This window comes from Helicobacter sp. 11-8110, assembly GCF_003288905.1.
Lineage (GTDB): Bacteria > Campylobacterota > Campylobacteria > Campylobacterales > Helicobacteraceae > Helicobacter_D > Helicobacter_D colisuis.
Map to the genome: position 1 here is coordinate 23766 of NZ_NHYL01000008.1, position 19850 is coordinate 43615.

General features: G+C 34.9%; 17 protein-coding genes, 2 tRNA genes and 1 pseudogene. 10 read left to right on the forward strand and 10 right to left on the reverse strand.

Going from position 1 to position 19850, the window contains the following annotated elements; translation table 11 throughout:
* The first annotated feature begins 54 nt into the window (after positions 1–54).
* Both CCY98_RS06975 and CCY98_RS06980 read left to right on the forward strand, forming a co-directional pair.
* On the forward strand, positions 55–282 hold the full coding sequence (locus tag CCY98_RS06975) for a hypothetical protein (protein WP_112057846.1): 228 nt from the start codon (positions 55–57) through the stop codon (positions 280–282).
* Between the two features lie 78 nt (positions 283–360).
* Positions 361–678, forward strand: a complete 318-nt coding sequence (locus tag CCY98_RS06980; RefSeq protein WP_112057847.1) for a hypothetical protein — start codon at positions 361–363, stop codon at positions 676–678.
* A 39-nt stretch (positions 679–717) separates the two neighbouring features.
* On the opposite strand, the gene CCY98_RS06985 is transcribed toward CCY98_RS06980, so the two are convergent.
* Positions 718–1266, reverse strand: coding sequence for a hypothetical protein (locus CCY98_RS06985; protein ID WP_112057848.1), 549 nt, complete (start codon positions 1264–1266; stop codon positions 718–720).
* Between the two features lie 103 nt (positions 1267–1369).
* On the opposite strand from CCY98_RS06985, the pseudogene CCY98_RS08485 reads away from it, so the two are divergent.
* Positions 1370–3829, forward strand: a pseudogene (locus CCY98_RS08485) (autotransporter outer membrane beta-barrel domain-containing protein).
* Positions 3830–4194: 365 nt separating this feature from the next.
* Here CCY98_RS08485 and CCY98_RS07000 read toward each other — a convergent pair.
* The 3 genes from CCY98_RS07000 to CCY98_RS07010 all read right to left on the reverse strand — a co-directional run bounded on the left by CCY98_RS07000 (position 4195) and on the right by CCY98_RS07010 (position 5118).
* Positions 4195–4271 (reverse strand) — tRNA-Arg (locus CCY98_RS07000).
* Positions 4272–4274: 3 nt separating this feature from the next.
* Positions 4275–4352 (reverse strand) — tRNA-Met (locus CCY98_RS07005).
* A gap of 172 nt (positions 4353–4524) precedes the next feature.
* The gene (locus tag CCY98_RS07010) at positions 4525–5118 is read right to left on the reverse strand and encodes a hypothetical protein (RefSeq protein ID WP_112057849.1); all 594 of its coding nucleotides are present in this window, start codon (positions 5116–5118) and stop codon (positions 4525–4527) included.
* Between the two features lie 192 nt (positions 5119–5310).
* On the opposite strand from CCY98_RS07010, the gene nusA reads away from it, so the two are divergent.
* From nusA to ftsZ, 4 genes are all read left to right on the forward strand, one after another.
* Positions 5311–6423, forward strand: coding sequence for a transcription termination factor NusA (gene nusA, locus CCY98_RS07015; RefSeq protein ID WP_112057850.1), 1113 nt, complete (start codon positions 5311–5313; stop codon positions 6421–6423).
* A gap of 73 nt (positions 6424–6496) precedes the next feature.
* Positions 6497–7966 (forward strand): peptidylprolyl isomerase, encoded by a 1470-nt coding sequence (locus tag CCY98_RS07020; protein WP_112057851.1) that lies wholly within the window; start codon positions 6497–6499, stop codon positions 7964–7966.
* 35 nt (positions 7967–8001) lie between these two features.
* Positions 8002–9408, forward strand: coding sequence for a cell division protein FtsA (gene ftsA / locus CCY98_RS07025; RefSeq protein WP_181566567.1), 1407 nt, complete (start codon positions 8002–8004; stop codon positions 9406–9408).
* 22 nt (positions 9409–9430) lie between these two features.
* Entirely contained in the window at positions 9431–10591 is a 1161-nt protein-coding gene (gene ftsZ / locus CCY98_RS07030; protein WP_112057853.1) for a cell division protein FtsZ, read from the forward strand.
* Between the two features lie 15 nt (positions 10592–10606).
* On the opposite strand, the gene glmS is transcribed toward ftsZ, so the two are convergent.
* The 6 genes from glmS to CCY98_RS07060 form a co-directional block, all read right to left on the reverse strand.
* On the reverse strand, positions 10607–12397 hold the full coding sequence (gene glmS / locus CCY98_RS07035) for a glutamine--fructose-6-phosphate transaminase (isomerizing) (protein WP_112057854.1): 1791 nt from the start codon (positions 12395–12397) through the stop codon (positions 10607–10609).
* Between the two features lie 92 nt (positions 12398–12489).
* Complete coding sequence (locus CCY98_RS07040) at positions 12490–13434, reverse strand: thiamine pyrophosphate-dependent enzyme (RefSeq protein ID WP_112057855.1); 945 nt, start codon at positions 13432–13434, stop codon at positions 12490–12492.
* Positions 13435–13444: 10 nt separating this feature from the next.
* The gene (locus tag CCY98_RS07045) at positions 13445–14662 is read right to left on the reverse strand and encodes a 2-oxoacid:ferredoxin oxidoreductase subunit alpha (protein WP_112057856.1); all 1218 of its coding nucleotides are present in this window, start codon (positions 14660–14662) and stop codon (positions 13445–13447) included.
* A gap of 2 nt (positions 14663–14664) precedes the next feature.
* The gene (locus CCY98_RS07050) at positions 14665–15063 is read right to left on the reverse strand and encodes a 4Fe-4S dicluster-binding protein (RefSeq protein ID WP_112057857.1); all 399 of its coding nucleotides are present in this window, start codon (positions 15061–15063) and stop codon (positions 14665–14667) included.
* A 9-nt stretch (positions 15064–15072) separates the two neighbouring features.
* Complete coding sequence (locus CCY98_RS07055; RefSeq protein ID WP_112057858.1) at positions 15073–15633, reverse strand: pyruvate flavodoxin oxidoreductase subunit gamma; 561 nt, start codon at positions 15631–15633, stop codon at positions 15073–15075.
* Between the two features lie 167 nt (positions 15634–15800).
* Positions 15801–16448, reverse strand: a complete 648-nt coding sequence (locus tag CCY98_RS07060; protein WP_112057859.1) for an HAD family hydrolase — start codon at positions 16446–16448, stop codon at positions 15801–15803.
* A gap of 114 nt (positions 16449–16562) precedes the next feature.
* Between CCY98_RS07060 and CCY98_RS07065 the strand changes: the two genes are divergently transcribed.
* The 3 genes from CCY98_RS07065 to CCY98_RS07075 all read left to right on the forward strand — a co-directional run bounded on the left by CCY98_RS07065 (position 16563) and on the right by CCY98_RS07075 (position 19844).
* A complete protein-coding gene (locus CCY98_RS07065) occupies positions 16563–17315 on the forward strand; it encodes a 3'-5' exonuclease (RefSeq protein WP_112057860.1) in 753 nt (250 codons plus the stop codon).
* 12 nt (positions 17316–17327) lie between these two features.
* A complete protein-coding gene (gene nspC / locus CCY98_RS07070; RefSeq protein ID WP_112057861.1) occupies positions 17328–18539 on the forward strand; it encodes a carboxynorspermidine decarboxylase in 1212 nt (403 codons plus the stop codon).
* A 192-nt stretch (positions 18540–18731) separates the two neighbouring features.
* Positions 18732–19844, forward strand: a complete 1113-nt coding sequence (locus tag CCY98_RS07075) for an efflux RND transporter periplasmic adaptor subunit (protein ID WP_112057862.1) — start codon at positions 18732–18734, stop codon at positions 19842–19844.
* Positions 19845–19850: the final 6 nt, after the last annotated feature.

The following is a 19850-nucleotide window of genomic DNA, read 5'->3' on the forward strand; positions in this document are numbered from 1 at the left end:
TTTATTAATGTATTTTTACAATTATGTAAATAAAAATATTGCTCAGGAGTAAATATGCATTTTTATCTAATGCTTCCAGCTTTAATTATAAGTGCAAATTTAGCCAGTGCTTATGATACTAACATTATTTATAATGGAGATAAACCTATTTTCAAACTTGATTTTTACAATAAAGGAGAAAGTGTAACCTTTTTTGGGGAAACCCAAACCTCTCCTTATACTTTAAGCGAAGTCCAAAAAATGAGATCATTCGTGCAACTCAATTTTGGGCTAATATTATAGGTTCTCATGCAATTAACTCCGAGCCTATTCCTATAAGTGTAAGCACTGATAATATTGCTAATGCTAATGCATCTTCTTATGATTTCTTTCCTAATCCTAATATTTAATAGAGTGTTGCAAGGAGAAAGCATAGATGCTATCAGACAAGAGCTATTAGATGGTAGATTCTCTAAGGATGATGTAGAATATATAGGACATATCAATATGGGAACACTTGACTGGTATATAGCTTCACATCCTACTACTCTACCTAAAAATGGAGATCAATTTGAAACTTTCTCAACTTTTACTCACGAGCTTTTCCATGCCTTGGGTGTGTTATCCTTGACTTATGATGAAGAGACTTCAGAAACCTTTTTTCAAGATTCTTTAAATAGTTTTAGTAGTCACTTATAAGAATTCTAGAATTCCCTAAAAGCTGGTGATTTTAGAAAATTATATCTTAATGCTATTTGCCATATCTTGATTTTGATGAAGGACGCTAGCTTGTTTTTTGGCTTTGATTAGTTTAAATGCCACCCAGACAATCTGAATAGGCAAGAAAAGACCCCAAAAAATACCAAGAACCGCAAGCTTGATGATTTTTATAAGCCACCAGCCACCAGCATTTGTGTGTAGCATAAGGGCATCATGCGTCTCTCCAGCCAAGCTAGTAAAAGTACCTACAAAGATTTTTAGTATATTTGCCACACACCAAGTGCCTATCATAGCTAGCCCTGCTGTGTCCCTATTTTCTGCCGTGTAATATACATAAAGCCCCACCACAAAGAAAACAGCCAAATAAACAAGCTGTATGCTAAGCCACCTGACCTCGCCTTTTGCGTTGCTTGCTTGCGCGCTTGCTTCTTTTTTAGAGCAGTTTAGACAAATAGCTTTATTATCTCTTGTATAAAGTGCGTTTTGAACGCAGTCTTTACAAAGTCCTACCCCGCAATCAACGCAAGTCGCCACAGCACCTATATTTTCGTGATAAAAACAATTCATTGTTTTCTCATTTTAACTAAAAATTCGGTGCTATTTTAGCAAAAAAATAAGTCAAGAGTTTTTTAAAAGATATTTTGAATAATTAAATAAAAAAGCCTATGATATTAATGGAGTAAAGGCTCAAGAAGAGATGCGAATAGTTCAAACCTAAGAAGAGGTAGAGGAAGCTGGCAAAAAAGAGATAGTTTTCTTGGCTGATGGAAACTCTGTTAATAATGATAGCCTTAGCAATGCTTCGGGTCATGCTTATTTTAAAGGAGAAAATGTCGCAGAAGTTATTAAAGATGTTATGCTAGGTTATGATAAAGTAAATGGCATACCCATTAATGGATGGGAGGCGGATGATTTAGATATGAGTCATATCGAACTTGATAATTCTTTGATGAGTCATCAAAATTGGCGCAATTACCTTTTTTATATGGAAGCAGAATTAGCCTTGCTTCAAGACCTAGGCTATGAATTTGATAGAAAGCTTTACTATGGAGATTCTATTTATGAAAGCAATCTAAATTGGCAAAGCGATCATGGTTATTATGCTAGACAAGATGGCAAATGGCTTGTAGGGGAATATAATCCAACAGAATATGGAGTGGGTTTGCATATTTATGGTAAAAATAATACAGCCACTCAAAGCCATGATATCCTATCTAATGGTATAGCTGCAAGTGGTATTCGCATAGATGGAGCTAATAATGCATTGACTATAGCCAGCGGCACTAAGGTTCATGCTTTGGGCGATTATTCTAATGCTTTGTTAGTTGCCTATGGTAAAAACCATATTATTAATCATAATGGGGAATTAAAAGCCACAGGTAAAGAGGGTATGGCTATCAATATAGATTTTGGGGGTAACATTTTGGACAATGTTCAAGAATATCGTGGTTCTTATATGCATCAAATATCTGGTAGTAATCAAGACGATCTTGCGCGTTACAATCTAGATGGAGCCTTAGTTAAAAGCTTAAATCTTAGCTCTAATAGCTCTACCATAGGCTCTTTAGCTTCCATTTATATAGCTGATAATGCTTATGTAGAAAACATTAATATAAGTCAAGGAGCTAAAGTAGAAGGGGATATTATTTCTAATTGGAATCCTAATAATGATAAGTTATCAAACGACAATAAAGGTAAGTATTATACAAATCTTAATTTTGGTTCCACTAACTTATCAAGAGCTACTTTCAATGCCTTAGATAATGCTTGGAATATTAAAGCCAATATTTTAGGCTATGATAGCTTTAAAATGAATGTTAATGAGAATGTTAATCTACAGGGTAGTGCCTTTGTTTATGATTTAACAAATAAAGCCCATTTCGCTTTGTTAAGCAAAGATAATGTTAATCCTTCTGTGTTGTATATTTTAAAAATGATTTTACACAAAATCAAAATGCCGCTCTAACCGCAGGTATTAATGCTAAGGGGCAAAGCCAAGTATATGTGGGAGGTAATGCTAATTTAGAAAGAATTAGCAGTAATCCGAAACTACACTCCTTATGCTAAAAATTCAGGCGATATTTCTTTAGGCTATGCTTTGAATTCTTTAGCGCAAAATGGAAAAGATGAAGATATTGCTTTGCTTTTTGAAGAACTAGACTTTGCTAGAGATGCGCAAATTATTTCCCAAGGTTTAAATAATCTGAACGCTAATGTTTATTTAGATAGCGCCAAAATTTCTCTAGATTTCCAAGAAGAACTTAATAAAGAAATTTTAGGTGATATAAGAAGGGAATACTCCAATGAATGGCAAAGCTTGGTAAGCCCATTTGGAAGCTATCAAAGCTCAAGGGCTAATGGGGATTTTAATGCTTATAAGGGCTATGGAAGTGGAGTAAAAATTAAAGCTATAAAAGAATTTGATCAATCTATTTTAGGGTTTAATGTAGTGTTAAATAATAATGATATAGATATAGATGATACTTTGGCTAATACAAAAACCACAGGGGTTTATGCAGGTGTTTTTTCTAAATATGATTTAGAGGATTTTTATCTTTTGGGAAGTTTTAGAGTGGGTTATGAACACACTAAGCTTAACAGAAATGTAAATATCGGAGCTTTTAATTCAAGTTATGATTCTAAGTTTAATTCTTATCTTACTAGCGAAATGTTAGGCGTAGGTAAAAGTTTCAATTATCAAGGAATAAGCTATGGACCTTTGGTATATATAGAACATAGTTTTTTGCATCGCTTAACTATTGATGAAGAAAATCAAAGTTCTACAGCTTTAAATATTGATTCTAAAAACTTCAATGCTTTAAATTCCTTTATAGGGTTTGATGTAAATTATGAAAAAATTATCAGCAATAAAGCCATTATGAATTTTTCTTTCTTGGGTGGTTGGAATCATTATTTCTTGGATTATTTAAAAAATAATGCTAGTTTCAAAGGCGCAAGTTCAAATAAATTCTATGCTAAAAGCAAACTAAGCAATCAAGATTCTCTATACTTGCAAGGAGGAGCTGATTTTACTTATAATCAATTTTTCTTTACAAGATTGATGCTTTCAAGTGATATTAAAGATAATACAGACTTTAACACCAAGCTTGAAATAGGGGTTAAATTTTAAAATATAAGAAAATAAAGCCTTAAATAAAGCCTTATTGGGCTTTATTTAAGGCTTTAAAGCTCAAATGAATATTGGAATATTTGGAAAAATAAGAGAGAATCCAAATATAGTGGCTCTCTACAAGTTAGGATGCAATTTATTAGTCAGACTCTCAAACTCCCACACTTTAAGGTTAAATATCCAAATAACACGAAAAATTTATTGATTGATATATAGGTATTTTAATTATTTTTGATGCATGACATAAAAGTAATACGATAAAATGAATAATGACTAAATAATTAATAAAATTCGCAATACCTTGCTAACTATTAATTTATTTCATAAGCTCTGATTATGGAATTTTATTTGTTGAAATTAAGTAGTGGTACGCCCAAGAGGATTCGAACCTCTGACCTACGGCTTAGAAGGCCGTTGCTCTATCCAGCTGAGCTATGAGCGCATTTGGTACCAAAGGGGGGACTCGAACCCCCGACCTCCGGCTTATGAGACCAGCGCTCTAAACCAGCTGAGCTACCTTGGCATACCAAATAAAAAAGAGATGCAATTATACTCTTTTAATTTTAAAAAAAAATTAATTTTTAAATTTAACAAGAGTATTTTTAGATTTTTTATAATGGTGGTTTTGGTTATTTAAGGTTTGGGGGTGGGGGATATTTTTTGAAGTTTGTGGTGTAAATTTTGTATCAGTAATACTAACTCATTGTATCAATTTGAAGATTCCCTAGATGAATGGCGTGAGAAAATTCTCGCAAGATTCTTTGGGTTTTGGCATCTTGATTTTTTTGCATAATATCATTGTAGTTGGAGGAGAGATTCTTATTGTAACTTTTTGTGTAGATTCCATCGAGATGATTGAGATTGTTTTGGAATTCTTGTGCGATTTCCCCCCATCCCTCTTGTGTAATTCCTAAAAACCATTGAATTTGATTTGATTCTTGGGAGTTTTGTAGAGTCTTTTCTCTTTGTTCCACTCGCTCTACACTTGCACTTAGATTCCCCGCTCTTGTTAGGATTTGTGCTACAGAGATTTTTTCATTAGGGGACATTCCCGCAGTTACTCTCTCAAAGGCTAAATATTGCTCATCACTCATTAACTCTAAGCTTATCATTCCGTAAGTAACACGCTCTTTTTGTGATAATTCCTCATTGTTGTTTTGAAAATCGCTTTCTCTAGATTGTATTTTTTGAGTAGCACCTATGGTGTTAGAATCGCTAAGTAAGCGATTAGCCTCATTAATAATTCCTCCTAAATTTCCTAGATTCCCTAAACCTTGATTGATTATCACTCACAAAATCCTTACAATTTTTTTGTAAGCAATTCAAGCAAAAATGATTCCAAAAGTTATTTTTGGGCATTCAAAAAAGAAGTTTTTTAAAATTTATTTTTAGTAAAGCACCTATAAAGGAATTTTAATTTATTATTGCAAATAAAATTTAAGCTTTTGAAATTCTTTCAGGACATTTTTAAGGATAAGGTTTTGGAAAAAATACTAGATATTATTGAGGGAATTTCCTATGAAAAAGGACTCCCTATTGAAAGTGTTATGGAGGTTGTCAAAGAATCGGTTATAAAAGTCGCACAGCAGACTTTAGATTCAAAGATTCTCTATGATGCAGAAATTAATAAAAAAAATAAAACTTTGCATTTATACCAAGTTATTAGTGTTTGTGGCGATGATGATGAAACAAAAGAAGACAAAGAACATTACATTCCACTCTCAGAAGCTAGGAAGCATGATGGTGAGATTAAGGTGGGCGATGAATTGCGTTATGAGTTGAGTTTGGAAAATATGAATCGCAGTGCTGTTAATACGCTATTTAGGGAGCTAGAATTTAGAATCCAAAGATTAGTTGAGACACAATTATTTGACAAATACAAAGCGCAAATTGGCAAAATTGTCAGTGGAAATGTGGTTAGAATTGATGATCTTGGAAATACTTTTGTGGAGATTGATGAGATTCGGGCTGTTTTGCCTAAAAAGAATCGGATTAAAGGTGAGGAGTTTAGAGTTGGTCAAGTTATAGGTGCGGTTTTGAAATATGTGGGGATTGATAAGCAAAATGGTATTAGCATTGAACTTAGTCGCACCACGCCCAAAATGCTTGAAGAGCTTTTAAGGCTAGAAGTTCCAGAAATCAAAGATGGTGAAGTGGAAATTGTGGCTTGTGCGAGAATCCCTGGAGAGAGAGCAAAAGTTGCTTTAAAAACTGATTCAATGAAAGTTGATCCTGTTGGGGCGACTGTTGGTGTCAAAGGTGTGCGTATCAATGCAGTCTCCAAAGAGCTAAAAAATGAAAGCATTGATTGTATTGAATTTTCAAACCAACCTGAAATTTATATCGCAAGAGCGCTCTCACCTGCTTTGATTGTGAGCGTTGTAGTGGAGGATAAAAAGGCTGTTGTAAGTATTTCTAGCGAGCAAAAACCAAAGGCTATTGGTAAAAATGGAATTAATGTGCGTTTGGCTTCTATGCTGACGGGCTATGAGATTGAATTAAAAGAAATTGATCATGGCGCTTTGGCTGATGGGCAAACAAAAGAGCCTGAAAAAAGTAATTTGGATATTCTTTCTTCTTTATTTAAAGAATAAGTTTTTACATTATTTTTAAAGGTTTTATGCGCTAGAATCGCATACTAAGACAAAGTATTTTAAGGTTTTTTAAATGATTAGTTTTATGCAAAAACACAAAAAGTATCTGGTGATAACTATTTGGGTAAGCACGATTGCTTTTGTTGGTGCTGGTTTTGTGGGTTGGGGGAGTTATGATTTTTCTTCTACAAGCAATGCCGTAGCAGTTGTAGGGGAGAGTAAAGTTTCTATCAATGAAATGCAACGCGAATATTCTAGACTTTATGGTATTTATAATCAGCTAGTAGGTGGCACACTAGATGAAGAACAAGCCAAAAAAATGGGGATTGAAGAACAAGCCCTAAATAATCTAATCGTTAAAGCTTTAATGTTGAATTATGCCTATGATTTGGGACTAAGAGTAAGTAAAGAAGAGATTATACAAGAAATCACTTCCACAGAAGCATTTCAAAATAATGGGCAATTTGATGAACAAGTTTATAAGAAAATCTTACAGGAAAATCAGCTTAAACCAAAGGATTTTGAACAGAGCATTAAAGAAAACTTAATCCTAAAAAAACTTGATGCACTTTTAGATATACCACTTACACCCCTTGAGATAGAGACATTAGGTGCAGTGTATTCTATGGAAGATTTGGTGCATATTCAAGTGATTGATAAAAAAACTATTAATGTTAATCCAAACAATGAAGAGATTAAACGATACTGGGAAGAAAATAAAGATATTTACCAAACAGAGCGAGGATATGAGATTTCTAGTGTGTTTATTCCTTTGGATTCAGTTAAGATTCAAGAGAGTAATTTAAAAAGTTATTATGAAGATTTTAAGAATCAATTTTTGGATTCTGAGGGGCAAATAATCCCTTATGAGAAAGCTAGAGAGCAAGTGAGTGAGAAATATAAAGATGCTCAAGCCCAAAAAGAAGCTCTAAAAGAATATATTGCTTTGCGAAAAAATGAAAATCCTAAGGCAGAAAATTTGATTATTTATGAAGGAAATGGAGATTATGGTGCGGAGTTTATCAATCTTTTAAGTCAAGCTAAAGATCAAGAAACGCTAAAACCTATTAAAATCACTAAGGATAAGAAAAGTGGCTATATTACTGCTAAGATAACTAAAATTATACCTAGCAAACCCAAGCCTTATGAAGCAGCACAAGCTAATGCTAGAGAGGATTTTGTTAATGCTGAAAAAGTGCGCCTTTTAGAAGAGAAAGCTACTCAAAGTCTAGAGTCTTTTAAGGGTGTTGATGTGGGTTATGTTGGTTATGGAGAAACAAAAGCTTTAAAAGGTTTAACCAAAGAAGAATCGCAGGAATTCATTCAAGAGCTTATGAATAGAAAGGAAGAAAAAGGCTATATTTTGCTAGGAAATAAAGCAATTTTATATAAAATCTTTGATCAAAGGGTGAAAAATTCTGCTATAATTAGCCAAAATTTAGACTTTCTAATACAAAATGGGGTACAAATTAAAGCAAGAATGGTCGAAAAAGAATTCTTGGATTATTTATCAAAAACTTATAAAATAGTTAGAAAAATCTAAGGAAAATAATGGAGACGAATTATAAAGGAAGCGAATTGGAGCAGGTCATACTAGGAATCGACATAGGTTCTACTAAGATTTGTGCTGTAATTGCAAATTGTAGGGAAGGGATTCCGCATATTATAGGGACTGGATTTCATAAATCGCAAGGCTTAAAAAAAGGGACAATTACTAATATTGAACAAGCGAGCCGAGCGATTAAAGAGGCCGTCAATGATGCAAAGCGAGTTGCAGGAACAACTAATAACAAAGCAATTGTTTCAATTTCAGGTGCTTATACCAAAAGCACAGATAATTCTGGAGTTGTGAATATACCTAATAACGAAATTGGAATTAAAGAGATTAATCGCGCTATTCAAACGGCTCTCTATAATGCAACGATTCCTAATGAATATGAAGTGATTCATATCCTGCCTTATAATTTTAAGCTTGATGATCAAGATTTTATTGATGATCCTATGGGAATGACAGGAAGCCGATTGGAAGTTTCTGTGCGAATCATTACCGCACAAAAATCTAGTCTAGGAAATCTTAAAAAAGCTATTAAGGCAGCAGGAATTGAGATACAAAATATTGTGCTTGCTTCTTATGCTTCTTCTATTGCTGTTTTAAGCGAGGATGAGAAAAATCTTGGTGTAGCATGTATTGATATGGGTGGAAGCACTTGTGAAATGATGATACATGTTGGAAATTCATTACGCTACAATGACTTTTTGGGGGTAGGTTCTAATCATATTACTAATGATTTGGCAATGGCATTGCACACACCACAAAGTATTGCAGAACGCGTTAAGATAGAGTATGGCGGATTGTTGAGGGCGGAAGAAGAATCGGGAAATTTAATTGAAATACCAAGCATTGGTGGAGATGACAACTCAAAACATCAAGTTTCTCTATCAACTGTGTATAATGTGGTTTATGCGCGAGTGGAAGAAACGCTAATGATTCTTGAAAAATCATTAGAAAAAAGCAATCTTAAAGATCAGCTTGGAAGTGGGGTTGTCTTAACAGGTGGTATGGTGCAGTTAGAGGGCTTAAGAGAGCTTGCATCAGCTTTGTTTGGAATGCCAACAAGGATTGCCAAGCCAGTTGAGATAGATGGACTTTTTACGGATTTAAGGGGTCCGGAGTGTTCTACAGCCATTGGACTTATTTTATATGCCTCGGGAAAATATACAAACTATGAAATTGATTCAGAGAAAAGAATCCGTTATTGCAATGAAAAGCTAGAAGAGGGTGCAGGGCATTTTCACGATGGTATTAATTTGATGAATCCTCTAAGGGATAAAGCACATACGCCTAGCAGTCCTGTTAATAGTATTCCTAAGAGTGCTGCGGACATTAAGCAAGATCTTTCAGGAATCACAGAGATTAGAAAAATCACTACAAAAAATAACAATATTTTTGTGCAAATTTGGCAAAAACTAACACAAATGTTTTAATTTTGGGAAGGAGTAGATAAAGATGGTTGATGTTCAAGAAGTAAAACACGATTTTAATGCAAATATCAAAGTAATAGGTGTTGGCGGAGGTGGAAGCAATATGATTGGGCACCTTATTGCAACAGGTACTTATGATGGGATTGAACTTGCTGTAGCAAATACTGATGCTCAAGCAATTAGCACTTCTTTAGCGCCTGTAAGAATTCAGCTAGGTGCAAAACTCACTAAAGGTTTAGGAGCAGGCATGAAGCCACAAGTTGGTGAAGATGCAGCTTTAGAGAGTTATGAAGAGTTAAAAAAATTTTTAGAGGGCACGGATATTGTCTTTATCTCTGCTGGACTTGGTGGAGGAACAGGGACAGGAGCGGCACCTGTAATTGCAAAAGCCGCAAAAGAGGTGGGAGCTTTAACTGTTTCTATTGTGACTAAACCTTTTAGATGGGAGGGGCGCAAACGATCTGAATTAGCAGAAGAGGGTTATCGGAAGTTAAGAGCAGAGAGTGATTCTATTGTGGTGATTCCAAATGACAAACTTCTGTCTATTATTGACAAGAATCTTGGTTTAAAAGATAGTTTTAGAATTGTTGATGATGTTCTTGTAAGAGCAGTTAATGGTGTGAGTGGGGTGATTTTATCACATAGTGCAGGGGATATTAATGTGGATTTTGCTGATGTAAGAACCGTGATGAATCACAAAGGACTTGCCTTAATGGGTATTGGAGAAGCAAGCGGTGCAGATGCTGCTAAAGAAGCAGTAAAAATTGCCATTGAATCTCCTTTGTTTGATAATATGTCTATTAGTGGTGCAAAAGGCGTTTTGGTGCTTTTCTATCTTAATCCAGACTATCCAATGACAGAAATTTCTAATGCAATGGATGTGGTTTATGATAGCACTGATCCAGAAGCAGAAGTTATTTTTGGAACAACTACAGATGCAGCGGTGGAAAGAGATAAAGTAAGAATTACCATTGTGGCAACAGGCTTTGAAAAGGAAACTTCTCAAGCACAGACTACAAACAATGATGATAGCTCAACTTTAAAATTGGTAAATCCCAAGGATTTAAGTCAAAAAATCAATCAACAAACTTCGTTGGTGAATGCTAAAAAGAAAGTAAGTGGTGATGACTTTGCTAATGAAGAATATCTAGAAGTTCCTGCCTTCTTAAGAAGACAAATGGATTAAAGGAAGTTTTTTCCTTTATTCCACTGTTACGCTTTTTGCCAAGTTTCTTGGCATATCCACATCATTTCCTAATCTCACAGAAATTTCAAGTGCAAAAATTTGAAGCGCGACCATCATTTCAAAGAATTCTTCCATATAATGGTGAGATTTGGAAATTTTAATCCAATCATCGCAACCCTCATAATATTCTGCGCTTAATGCACAAATCATCGCATCTCTAGCGCTTAATTCTTCAATATTGCTTTTGATTTTGTCATAAAGTAAGTTTTTTGGCATTAATGCAACACAGAATAATCCACTATCGGCTAAAGCAATAGGACCATGTTTCATCTCTCCACTAGGATAACCTTCTGCATGAAGGTAGCTAATTTCTTTGAGTTTGAGAGCCCCTTCAAGCGCAAGAGGATAAAAAATATCTCTCCCAATAAAAAAGAATCCATGCCCATGTAAATAGCGCCTGGCAAGTCTTTTGATGCGTTCGTGCATTTTTTTATTAACTTCAGTTAAACGAGTGGCGTTAATCATTGTTTGGGCTTGTTGTTTGCATTCTTCTTTAGAGAGTAGATTTTTGGATTGCGCCAAATAACAAGATAAAATCCACAAAACCATTACTTGTGTAGCAAAAGCTTTGGTGCTCGCTACCCCTTTTTCGATTCCTGCTCTTGTAAGCAAACAAGCATCACTCTCTCTTACCATACTGCTATTATCAACATTGCAAATGCTTATGGTTTTTAAATGGTTGTTTTTTGCTAGTTTTAGGGCTTCAAGTGTATCTGCAGTTTCACCACTTTGTGAAATAACAATAAATAGCTCATCTTTGTATAAAATAGGATTTTTATATCTGAATTCACTTGCAATTTCAACTTTGGTTTTGATTTTTGCTATTCGCTCTAGCAGATAGCTTCCCACAATAGCAGCGTGGTAGCTTGTCCCACAAGCACAAAGTGTGATGGAAGAAATATTATTGAAATCAAATTGATTAAGTTCTTCAAGGCTAAAGCTATCTTCACTAACTCTCCCCATCATAGTTTCTAATAAAACTTTATGTTGCTCATAGATTTCTTTTTCCATAAAGAAAGTAAATCCATCTTTTTGAGCAGAAAGTTTGTCTCCAGTTAGCTTTTTAATATTATGAAGCATTGAGAAGTTGTGAATATCCATTACACCTAAAGTGTTATCCTCAAGATAGCACACCTCTTTTGCAAGTCCTATTAGTGGAGCATCTGAGGAGGCAAAAAAGATTTCATCTTTTTCTCCCTTTCCTATGATAAGTGGCGATCCATTTTTGGCGTAAAAAACTTTATCGGGTGCCTTTTTTGTAATCAATAAGATAGCATAGGCCCCTTTTAAGTCAGCAATGGTTTGTTTAAAAGATTCTAGTGGATCGTCGTTTTTTTCTAAGTAGGATTCAAATAAATGCACGATGACTTCGGTATCAGTTTGTGAAATAAAATGATGCCCTTCTTTTTGAAGTATTTCTTTGATACTTTGGTAATTTTCAATGATTCCATTATGCACAACATTACTAAATTTTCCAAAATGAGGGTGCGCATTGGCTTCTGTAGGTTTGCCATGAGTAGCCCAGCGTGTGTGTCCAATGCCCACTCCAAAACCTGTTGAAGTGAAATTTTCACATTTTCTTTCTAAATTAATGATTTTGCCTACAGCCTTAAAAGTATGTAAAACTCCTTGTGAAAGCACAGAGATTCCAGCAGAATCATAGCCTCTATATTCTAATTCTTTTAAGCCATTTAGTAAAAGTGATTTTTTTTCATTATTGCCAATGTATCCAACGATTCCACACATAATTATTCGCTCCCAAAATTAAGTATTTTATTGTGCCATAAAATGTGTAAATATAAGATAAAGAGAGGAAAGACAAGAAAGGGGAAGAGAGGCTAAATTTTTGCCTCTTCTCTTCTTTGAAGGTATTCCCAGCGTTCATTAACATCTTTTTGCCACTGCTCGATAATATGCTCATTTTCAGGTTTAAAAAGATGCTTGAATCTTGCTTGAGCACCAAGGTAATCACGCACAGGAACGATATTTTTAGGGCGATAAGTGATTCTTAATTCGCGTCCATTGATGATTTCATAGAGAGGAAAAACTAAAGAATCGGTGGCTAAATCGCTCATTTCAATGGTTTGATTTGAAGGGAATCTCCATTCTGTGGTGCAGGCACTCATAGCATTGATAAAAGTTGGTCCTTCTGTCTCAATGGCAGTTTTGATTTTTTTGCTCATATCTTTCCATTTATTAGGGGCGACTTGCGCAACATAAGGAGATCCGTGTGCTGCCATAATAGAAAGTAGATCTTTTTTCTTGTCTTTTTTTCCGTAGCTAACGCGCCCTGCTGGAGTTGTTGTTGTAGAGGCACCAAGAGGTGTTGATCCACTGCGTTGTCCTCCTGTGTTGGCATACACTTCATTATCTAGGCAGATATAAGTAAAATCATGCCCTCTCTCAAAACAGCCACTAATGAATTGAAAACCAATATCATAAGTTGAACCATCTCCCCCAAATGCTACGAATTTTGGTTCTTTATCGCTATAAAGACGATTTTTTCGCTTTAGGGCTTTATACATTGCCTCTGCACCTGCAATGGCAGTGGAGCTATTTTCAAAACCAATGTGAATCCAAGGAACATCCCAAGAAGTGTAAGGATAAACAGCTGTGCTAACCTCTAGACAGCCTGTTGAAGTTGCAATTAATAAAGGATAGTTAGTAGCATTTAAAACTTCTCGAACAATGATTCCGTGTGCACAGCCCGGACAGAGTAAATTAGCACCTTCAAATCTTTCAGCTGCTTTTGAAAATTGTTTTAAATTTTTAATCTCACTCATAGTATTCTCCTTAGTTATAGCCCAATTTAGGACCTCTAAGTCCAATAAATTGTTGTGTTTTGTGGGTCAATTTTCCTGCTTTAGCATCACAATCAAGCTCTTTAAAAATCTCTTCTAAATGATTTTGTGTCAAATCTCTACCCCCAAGTCCGTAAATATAATTGCTTACAATTGGCTTTTTATCCATTGCATAAAGTGCTGCTACACCTTCATTAAAAAGCATTCCCATAGCACCAGCAGGCAAACTTCTATCTAAAAATGCAACAGCCTTGCAGTTTTGAAGAGCCTTGCTGAGTTGTTCATAAGGGAATGGTCGTAAAACACGAATACTAACAACACCTGCTTTGATGCCTTGTTCTCTTGCTTTTTGTGCAGCGATTCTTGCTGATTCCACGGTGGTTCCAAGAGCAACAATGATAACTTCTGCATCATCGGTTTGGTATTGTTCTACGACATTGTATTTCCTGCCTGTTAAAGCTTCAAATTCCTTGAAAGTTTTCTCGATAATAGGCATAGAATTCATAATGGCATTATGAAGTTGAGCTTTGTGTTCAAAATGCCAATCTTCTTCTGTTTGCGACCCATAAGTTGCGGGTTTGCTAAAGTCTAGCATCGCATTTTTTGGTTTATAATCCCCAATAAAACGATAAGCTTCCTCATCTTTAAGTGGGCGCACACTTTGAGCAGTGTGAGAGCAGATAAAACCATCTTGATGCACCATTACAGGTAGCCTCACTTCATAATCTTCAGCAATTTTAAAAGCCATAAGGTTGAAGTCATAAGCTTCTTGTGGATTGTAAGTGCAAAGATTAACCCAACCTGCATCACGCCCTAGATACATATCAGAGTGATCACCATTAACATTCAATGGGCTTGCTAGGGCTCGATTAACAACATTTAAGACAATGGGCAATCGCATACCAGCGGCTTGATAAAGCACTTCAACCATTAGCGCAAAACCTTGAGAGCTTGTTGCAGTTGCTACTCTGCCTCCTGCAGCTGCAGCACCAACACAGCCACTCATTGCAGCATGTTCTGATTCGACCATTACAAATTCGCCATCAATATAACCATTTGCAAGGAAACTTGCATAATTTTGAACAATAGGGGTTGATGGAGTGATAGGATAAGCAGAAACTACATCAATTTGTGCTTGGCGCATTGCGTGGCTTGCAGCCATATTCCCATCCCATACTTCAATTGTTTGTAATTCATAAACTGCTGCCATAATTAATCCTTTTTCTTTTCTTCTTTTGCAGGCCATTTTGCCAATGCCGCTTCGTTAGTTTCATAGTCGTTAAACATTAAAAGCGATTTTGGATTGGTGGGGCAGACATCAACGCACACGCCACAGCCTTTGCAATGGACATAATCCACTCCTGTCATTTTTTCATCACGAACTAAAATGGAAGAATCGGGGCAATAAACCCAACAAAAATAGCAGTTGATACAATGTTCGTTATTATAAACGGGCTTTTCAACTCTCCAATGAGCCACACTTGCCTTATAAGAGCTATCGGGGCGATAATCTCTTTTGTCTGCGTGTTCTTGGACGATTTCATCACCTTTTGTTTCAAAAGGGAATAACACAGAGCCAATTTCAAATTCATTCCAGCCTTTATATTCCATAGTTTCCTCCTATTTCACTTCGTTGTAGGCTTTTTTGATGACTTCCATATTTGCATCAATAATTTTTTGAGGAAGTTTTTTGCCTAAGACTTTTTTAAATGATTCTAAGAAAAATTCTAACTCTAAAGTTTTAGAGACTTTGAGAAATGCCCCAAGCATTGGCGCATTTGGAATAGATTTACCAAATGCTTCTAGGGATAATCCAATGCAATCTAGCGTATAGATTTCTTTTCCATTTAACTCAGGTTTGGTTTTAAGAAATTCTTCTTTGCTTAAATGAGTTGTGATGATATATTTAGTATTTGCTTTTTCATTGGCGCAAATATCAGTGATATAAACTAATCCTGGGTCAATCACTAAAACATAATCGGGATTCATAAATTTTTCGTGATTCAAGATAGGTTGATCATCGATGCGGTTGTATGCAGTCATTGCTGCACCTCTTTTTGCAGATCCATAAAAGGCAAATGCTTGAACTTCTTTTCCTGTTCCTGCAACTACATCGGCTAAACCTTTAGCGCCCGTTACCGCACCTTGCCCTGCACGACTATGCCATCTAATCTCTAGCATGCTATCTCCTAAAATTTTATTACACCTTAAATTATAAGGGAAGCGCACTTAAAATGACTTTTAAAATTTTGGCTTAGTAAAAGAAAGATTATCTTTTTGGAAAATGATATTGAATCTTGGGTGGAGAAATTGAGTGAAAAATTTAAAAATTTCACTCCCAAACATCCTTAAATACTTTGTATAATGGAAATTGCCTCCAAAGAATCACGAGCAATCTTATCTGTATATTTTTGTAACACGCTTAAGGAAGCATAGCCACTTAATACCCCAAAAGATTGAATATTTGCTTCTTTGGCTGCTAGGATATCTAAAGGCGTGTCTCCAATCATATAAATATGAGAATTTGAAATCCCTTTTGGCAGAGCTTCTAGCGCCTTTAAAATAGGTTCTTTATTGGGTTTTGGTTTGGTTACATTTTCTCTTCCAATGATGCAGTGGAAATATTGTAACACATTGAAGTGTTGAAGTAAATCTTTGGAATACAATCCTGTTTTGGTGGTTACAATTCCCAAATAAGCAAATTCATAAGCCTTTAGAATTGATTCTTTTGCATTTTCTAATAGAATCGTTTTTTTATTGCAGATTTGTCTGTAATGCTCTTTGTAAGCTGTGATATATTGTGAGCATTCTTTTTTTTCTATTCCAAGGGCAATGAAAATGTCTTCTAAGGTGTAGCCAATGAGTTTTTTGATGCTTTCTATATTGGGAGTATCTTTGTTAAAAGCTTTAAAAGCGGTGCAAAAGGATTCGTAAATGGCTTGAGTAGAATCAATAAGTGTCCCATCTAAATCAAATAAAACAATTTTATTTTTCATTATTTTAAGCCTTTGTTATTTTGATGTAAAGTGGATAAATGGAATTTTATCTGTAATTACTTTAAGATACAAAAAGCTAAAATTCTAATTTTAATTTAATATTTTTGGAGTTTAATGCCTCATCGTTATGACAGAATCATCACTAAGCTTACAAGGCGCCCTTTAAGTCAAAATGAATTTTTACTCCTACTTGATGAGGTTGGTGGGCTTTTTAGTGAGAGAGAAAGTGAGTTAGAAATTATTAAAGGTTCTGGGATACCTTTGGTTTTTGCGCATGATAAAGTCTATCTTAAAACGACTTTAACTCCTATTTGCGAAGAAAGATTTTGCATTGTGGATATTGAAACTAATGGGCATAATCCTTTTGTGCATCAGCCCATTGAGATTGGGGCGATTGTGTATCAAGGAGGAAAAATTTGTGGAACTTTTCATTCTTTTGTATTTTGCGAGGAAATCCCTGAATATATCACAAAACTAACAGGAATCACATCCCCTATGCTAGAAAAAGCACCTAAGATTCATCAAGTTTTAGAGACTTTTAAATTATTTTTGGGGGATTGTGTTTTTGTAGCGCATAATGTTAGTTTTGATTATCAATTTCTAAGTAATGCACTTTATCGTTATGGTTTTGGGTATCTTTATAATCCACGACTTTGCACGATTAAACTTGCTAAAAAAACATTCACTTCCCCGCGCTATTCTCTAGAATTTTTAAATGAATTTTTAGAAATTAGACATTCACCCTTACATCGTGCATTAGAAGATTCTAAAGTAGCTTTAGAAGTATTTAAAAAGTCACTTGAAAGTTTGGATAAAAAGATTTACACAAGTCATGATTTGATAAAATTTACAGAACATATAGATTAGATGGAGGAAATAATGCAAACCCAAAATTATCCTAAGAATTTTGAAGCAATTCCAAGCCCTTGTTATGTGCTAGAAGAGGACAAGTTTATTAAGAATCTGGAAATTTTAGATTCTATTCAAAAAGAAAGTGGAGCAAAGGTTCTTTTGGCTCTTAAAGGTTATGCGCTTTGGAGAAGTTTTGATATTGCCAAAAAATACTTGAGTGGAATCACTGCAAGTGGGCTTTATGAAGCTAGGCTTGGTTATGAGACTTTTGGTGGTGAGATTACAACCTTTAGCCCAGCTTATAAATATGAGGAGATGCAAGAATTAGTTAAAATCTCTGATCATATTATTTTTAACTCTTTTTTGCAATGGCAGACTTTTAAGCCTCTGATTGATGAAGCAAATCAATGGCGTGAAAATAAAATACAAGTTGGTTTGCGAGTTAATCCTCAATATAGCGAAGTTACTCCTGCAATCTATAATCCTTGCATTAAAGGATCTAGACTTGGGATTACACCTAAAGAATTTAAAAAAGGAGTAAAAAAATATGGTTTAGAAGGTATTAGTGGATTGCATTTTCATACACATTGCGAACAAAATAGTGATGCGTTAAGAAGAACTTTGAAGTATTTTATTCAATATTTTGGGCGATATATTCCACAAATGCAGTGGATAAATTTTGGTGGAGGGCACCACATTACACGCAAAGATTACGATAGAGAATTGTTAGTCAAGATTATTAAAAAGTTTAAAAAACGATTTGAAGTGGAAGTGTATTTGGAACCTGGAGAAGCGGTGGGTTGGCAATGTGGATTCTTAATTGGTAGTGTGATAGATATTGTGCATAATGGTGTTGATATTGCTATTTTAGATGTGAGTGCTACTGCGCATATGCCTGATTGTCTTGAAATGCCCTATCGCCCTATGGTAAGAAATAGCTATCTAGCTAAGGCTATTTCTAAAAATGGCCATTTAAAGCTTAAAGGAGAGCAAAAATATGCCTATCGCTTTGGTGGTCCAACTTGCTTAGCAGGGGATATTATTGGGGATTATAGTTTTAAAGAGCCGCTAAAGCTAGGCGATAGAATCATCTTTGAAGATATGGTGCATTATACTATTGTAAAAAATAATACTTTCAATGGTGTTCCTTTGCCAAGTATTGGTATGATTGATAAAGAAGGGCGATTTAAACTTTTTAAATCTTATTCTTATGAGAATTACAAAGATAGAAATAGCTAAAAGCCATAAATAATAAAGACTAGAGTAGAATCTGCCTTTTAGATTTTTTTAAAACAAAAAAGACTATAATGAAGTCTTTTTAAAGTGTGTGTAATTTAAATTACACAATGAGAAGCTTAACAATGAGTTTGTATTTAAAGTCAATATTAATGCTTCTCGAGTGAATTTAGTAAATTGCAAGGAAGTTTAACAATGAAAGGTTATAGCAAAATATTATTGGGAGCATTTTGTAGTTTGGTAATGTTTTCTGGTTGCTTTGGTGAAAAAGATTCTAAGGCACAGCAACAAACTATGGTTATTCCTGTCAATATTTATAAAGTTGCTTCAAAAGACATTCCTATTTCTTTTGAATACCCAACGCAACTTACAAGTCCCCAGAAAGTAGAAATTTATGCTAGAGTGGAGGGGACACTTTTGGAGCAGAATTTTGTAGAGGGAAATGTGGTAAAAGAAGGGCAGAAGCTTTTTAAAATTGATCCTGCAAAATATCAAGCCAATGTCAATGTTGCTAAAGCACAATTGCTTTCAGCTCAAGCAATTTTTAAAGAGGCTTCAAGAGATTGGGAGCGTTCTAAAAAACTTTTTGAGCAAAAAGCACTCAGCCCAAAAGAGCGTGATCAATCTTTATCGACTTATGAGAGCGCACAAGCAGGGGTTGCTAATGCAAAGGCAAACTTAGATAATGCGATGATTGATTTAGGCTATACTGATGTTGTTGCAACCGCAACAGGAAAGACAAGTTTGACAAACTATGATTTGGGAAATCTTGTTGGATCAGCCTCAAGTAATAACGCACTTGTTACGATTACTCAGCTTGATCCTATTAATGCAGAATTTTCAATTCCAAGCAAGGATTATTATTTTTTAAGAACGCTTAGTCGTAATAATTTAAAAGTTTCTTATATCCTACCAAGTGGAAATGCTTATAGTAAGGAAGGGAAAATAGATTTTATTGATAGTGTAGTGGATTCAAGCACGGCGACAATCAAGGCAAGAGCGGTTGTGGAAAATAAAGATTTTCTTTTGATACCTGGAGAATTTTCACGAATCAAATTAGAAGGATTAGTTGCCAAAGATACCATTGCGATTCCGCAAAATACATTACTTCAAGATTCTCAAGGAAGTTATGTTTATAAAGTGGTTGATGGCAAGGCGATTCAAACAAGAGTAGTTTTGGGACAGAGTGTGGGCAATAGTTTTTTAATTCAATCAGGATTACAAGAAGGCGATATAATTATTACTGATCAGCTTATTAAACTTCGCCCAAATGCACCTGTTAATATTATCAATAGCCAAGCACAATAAAAGGGA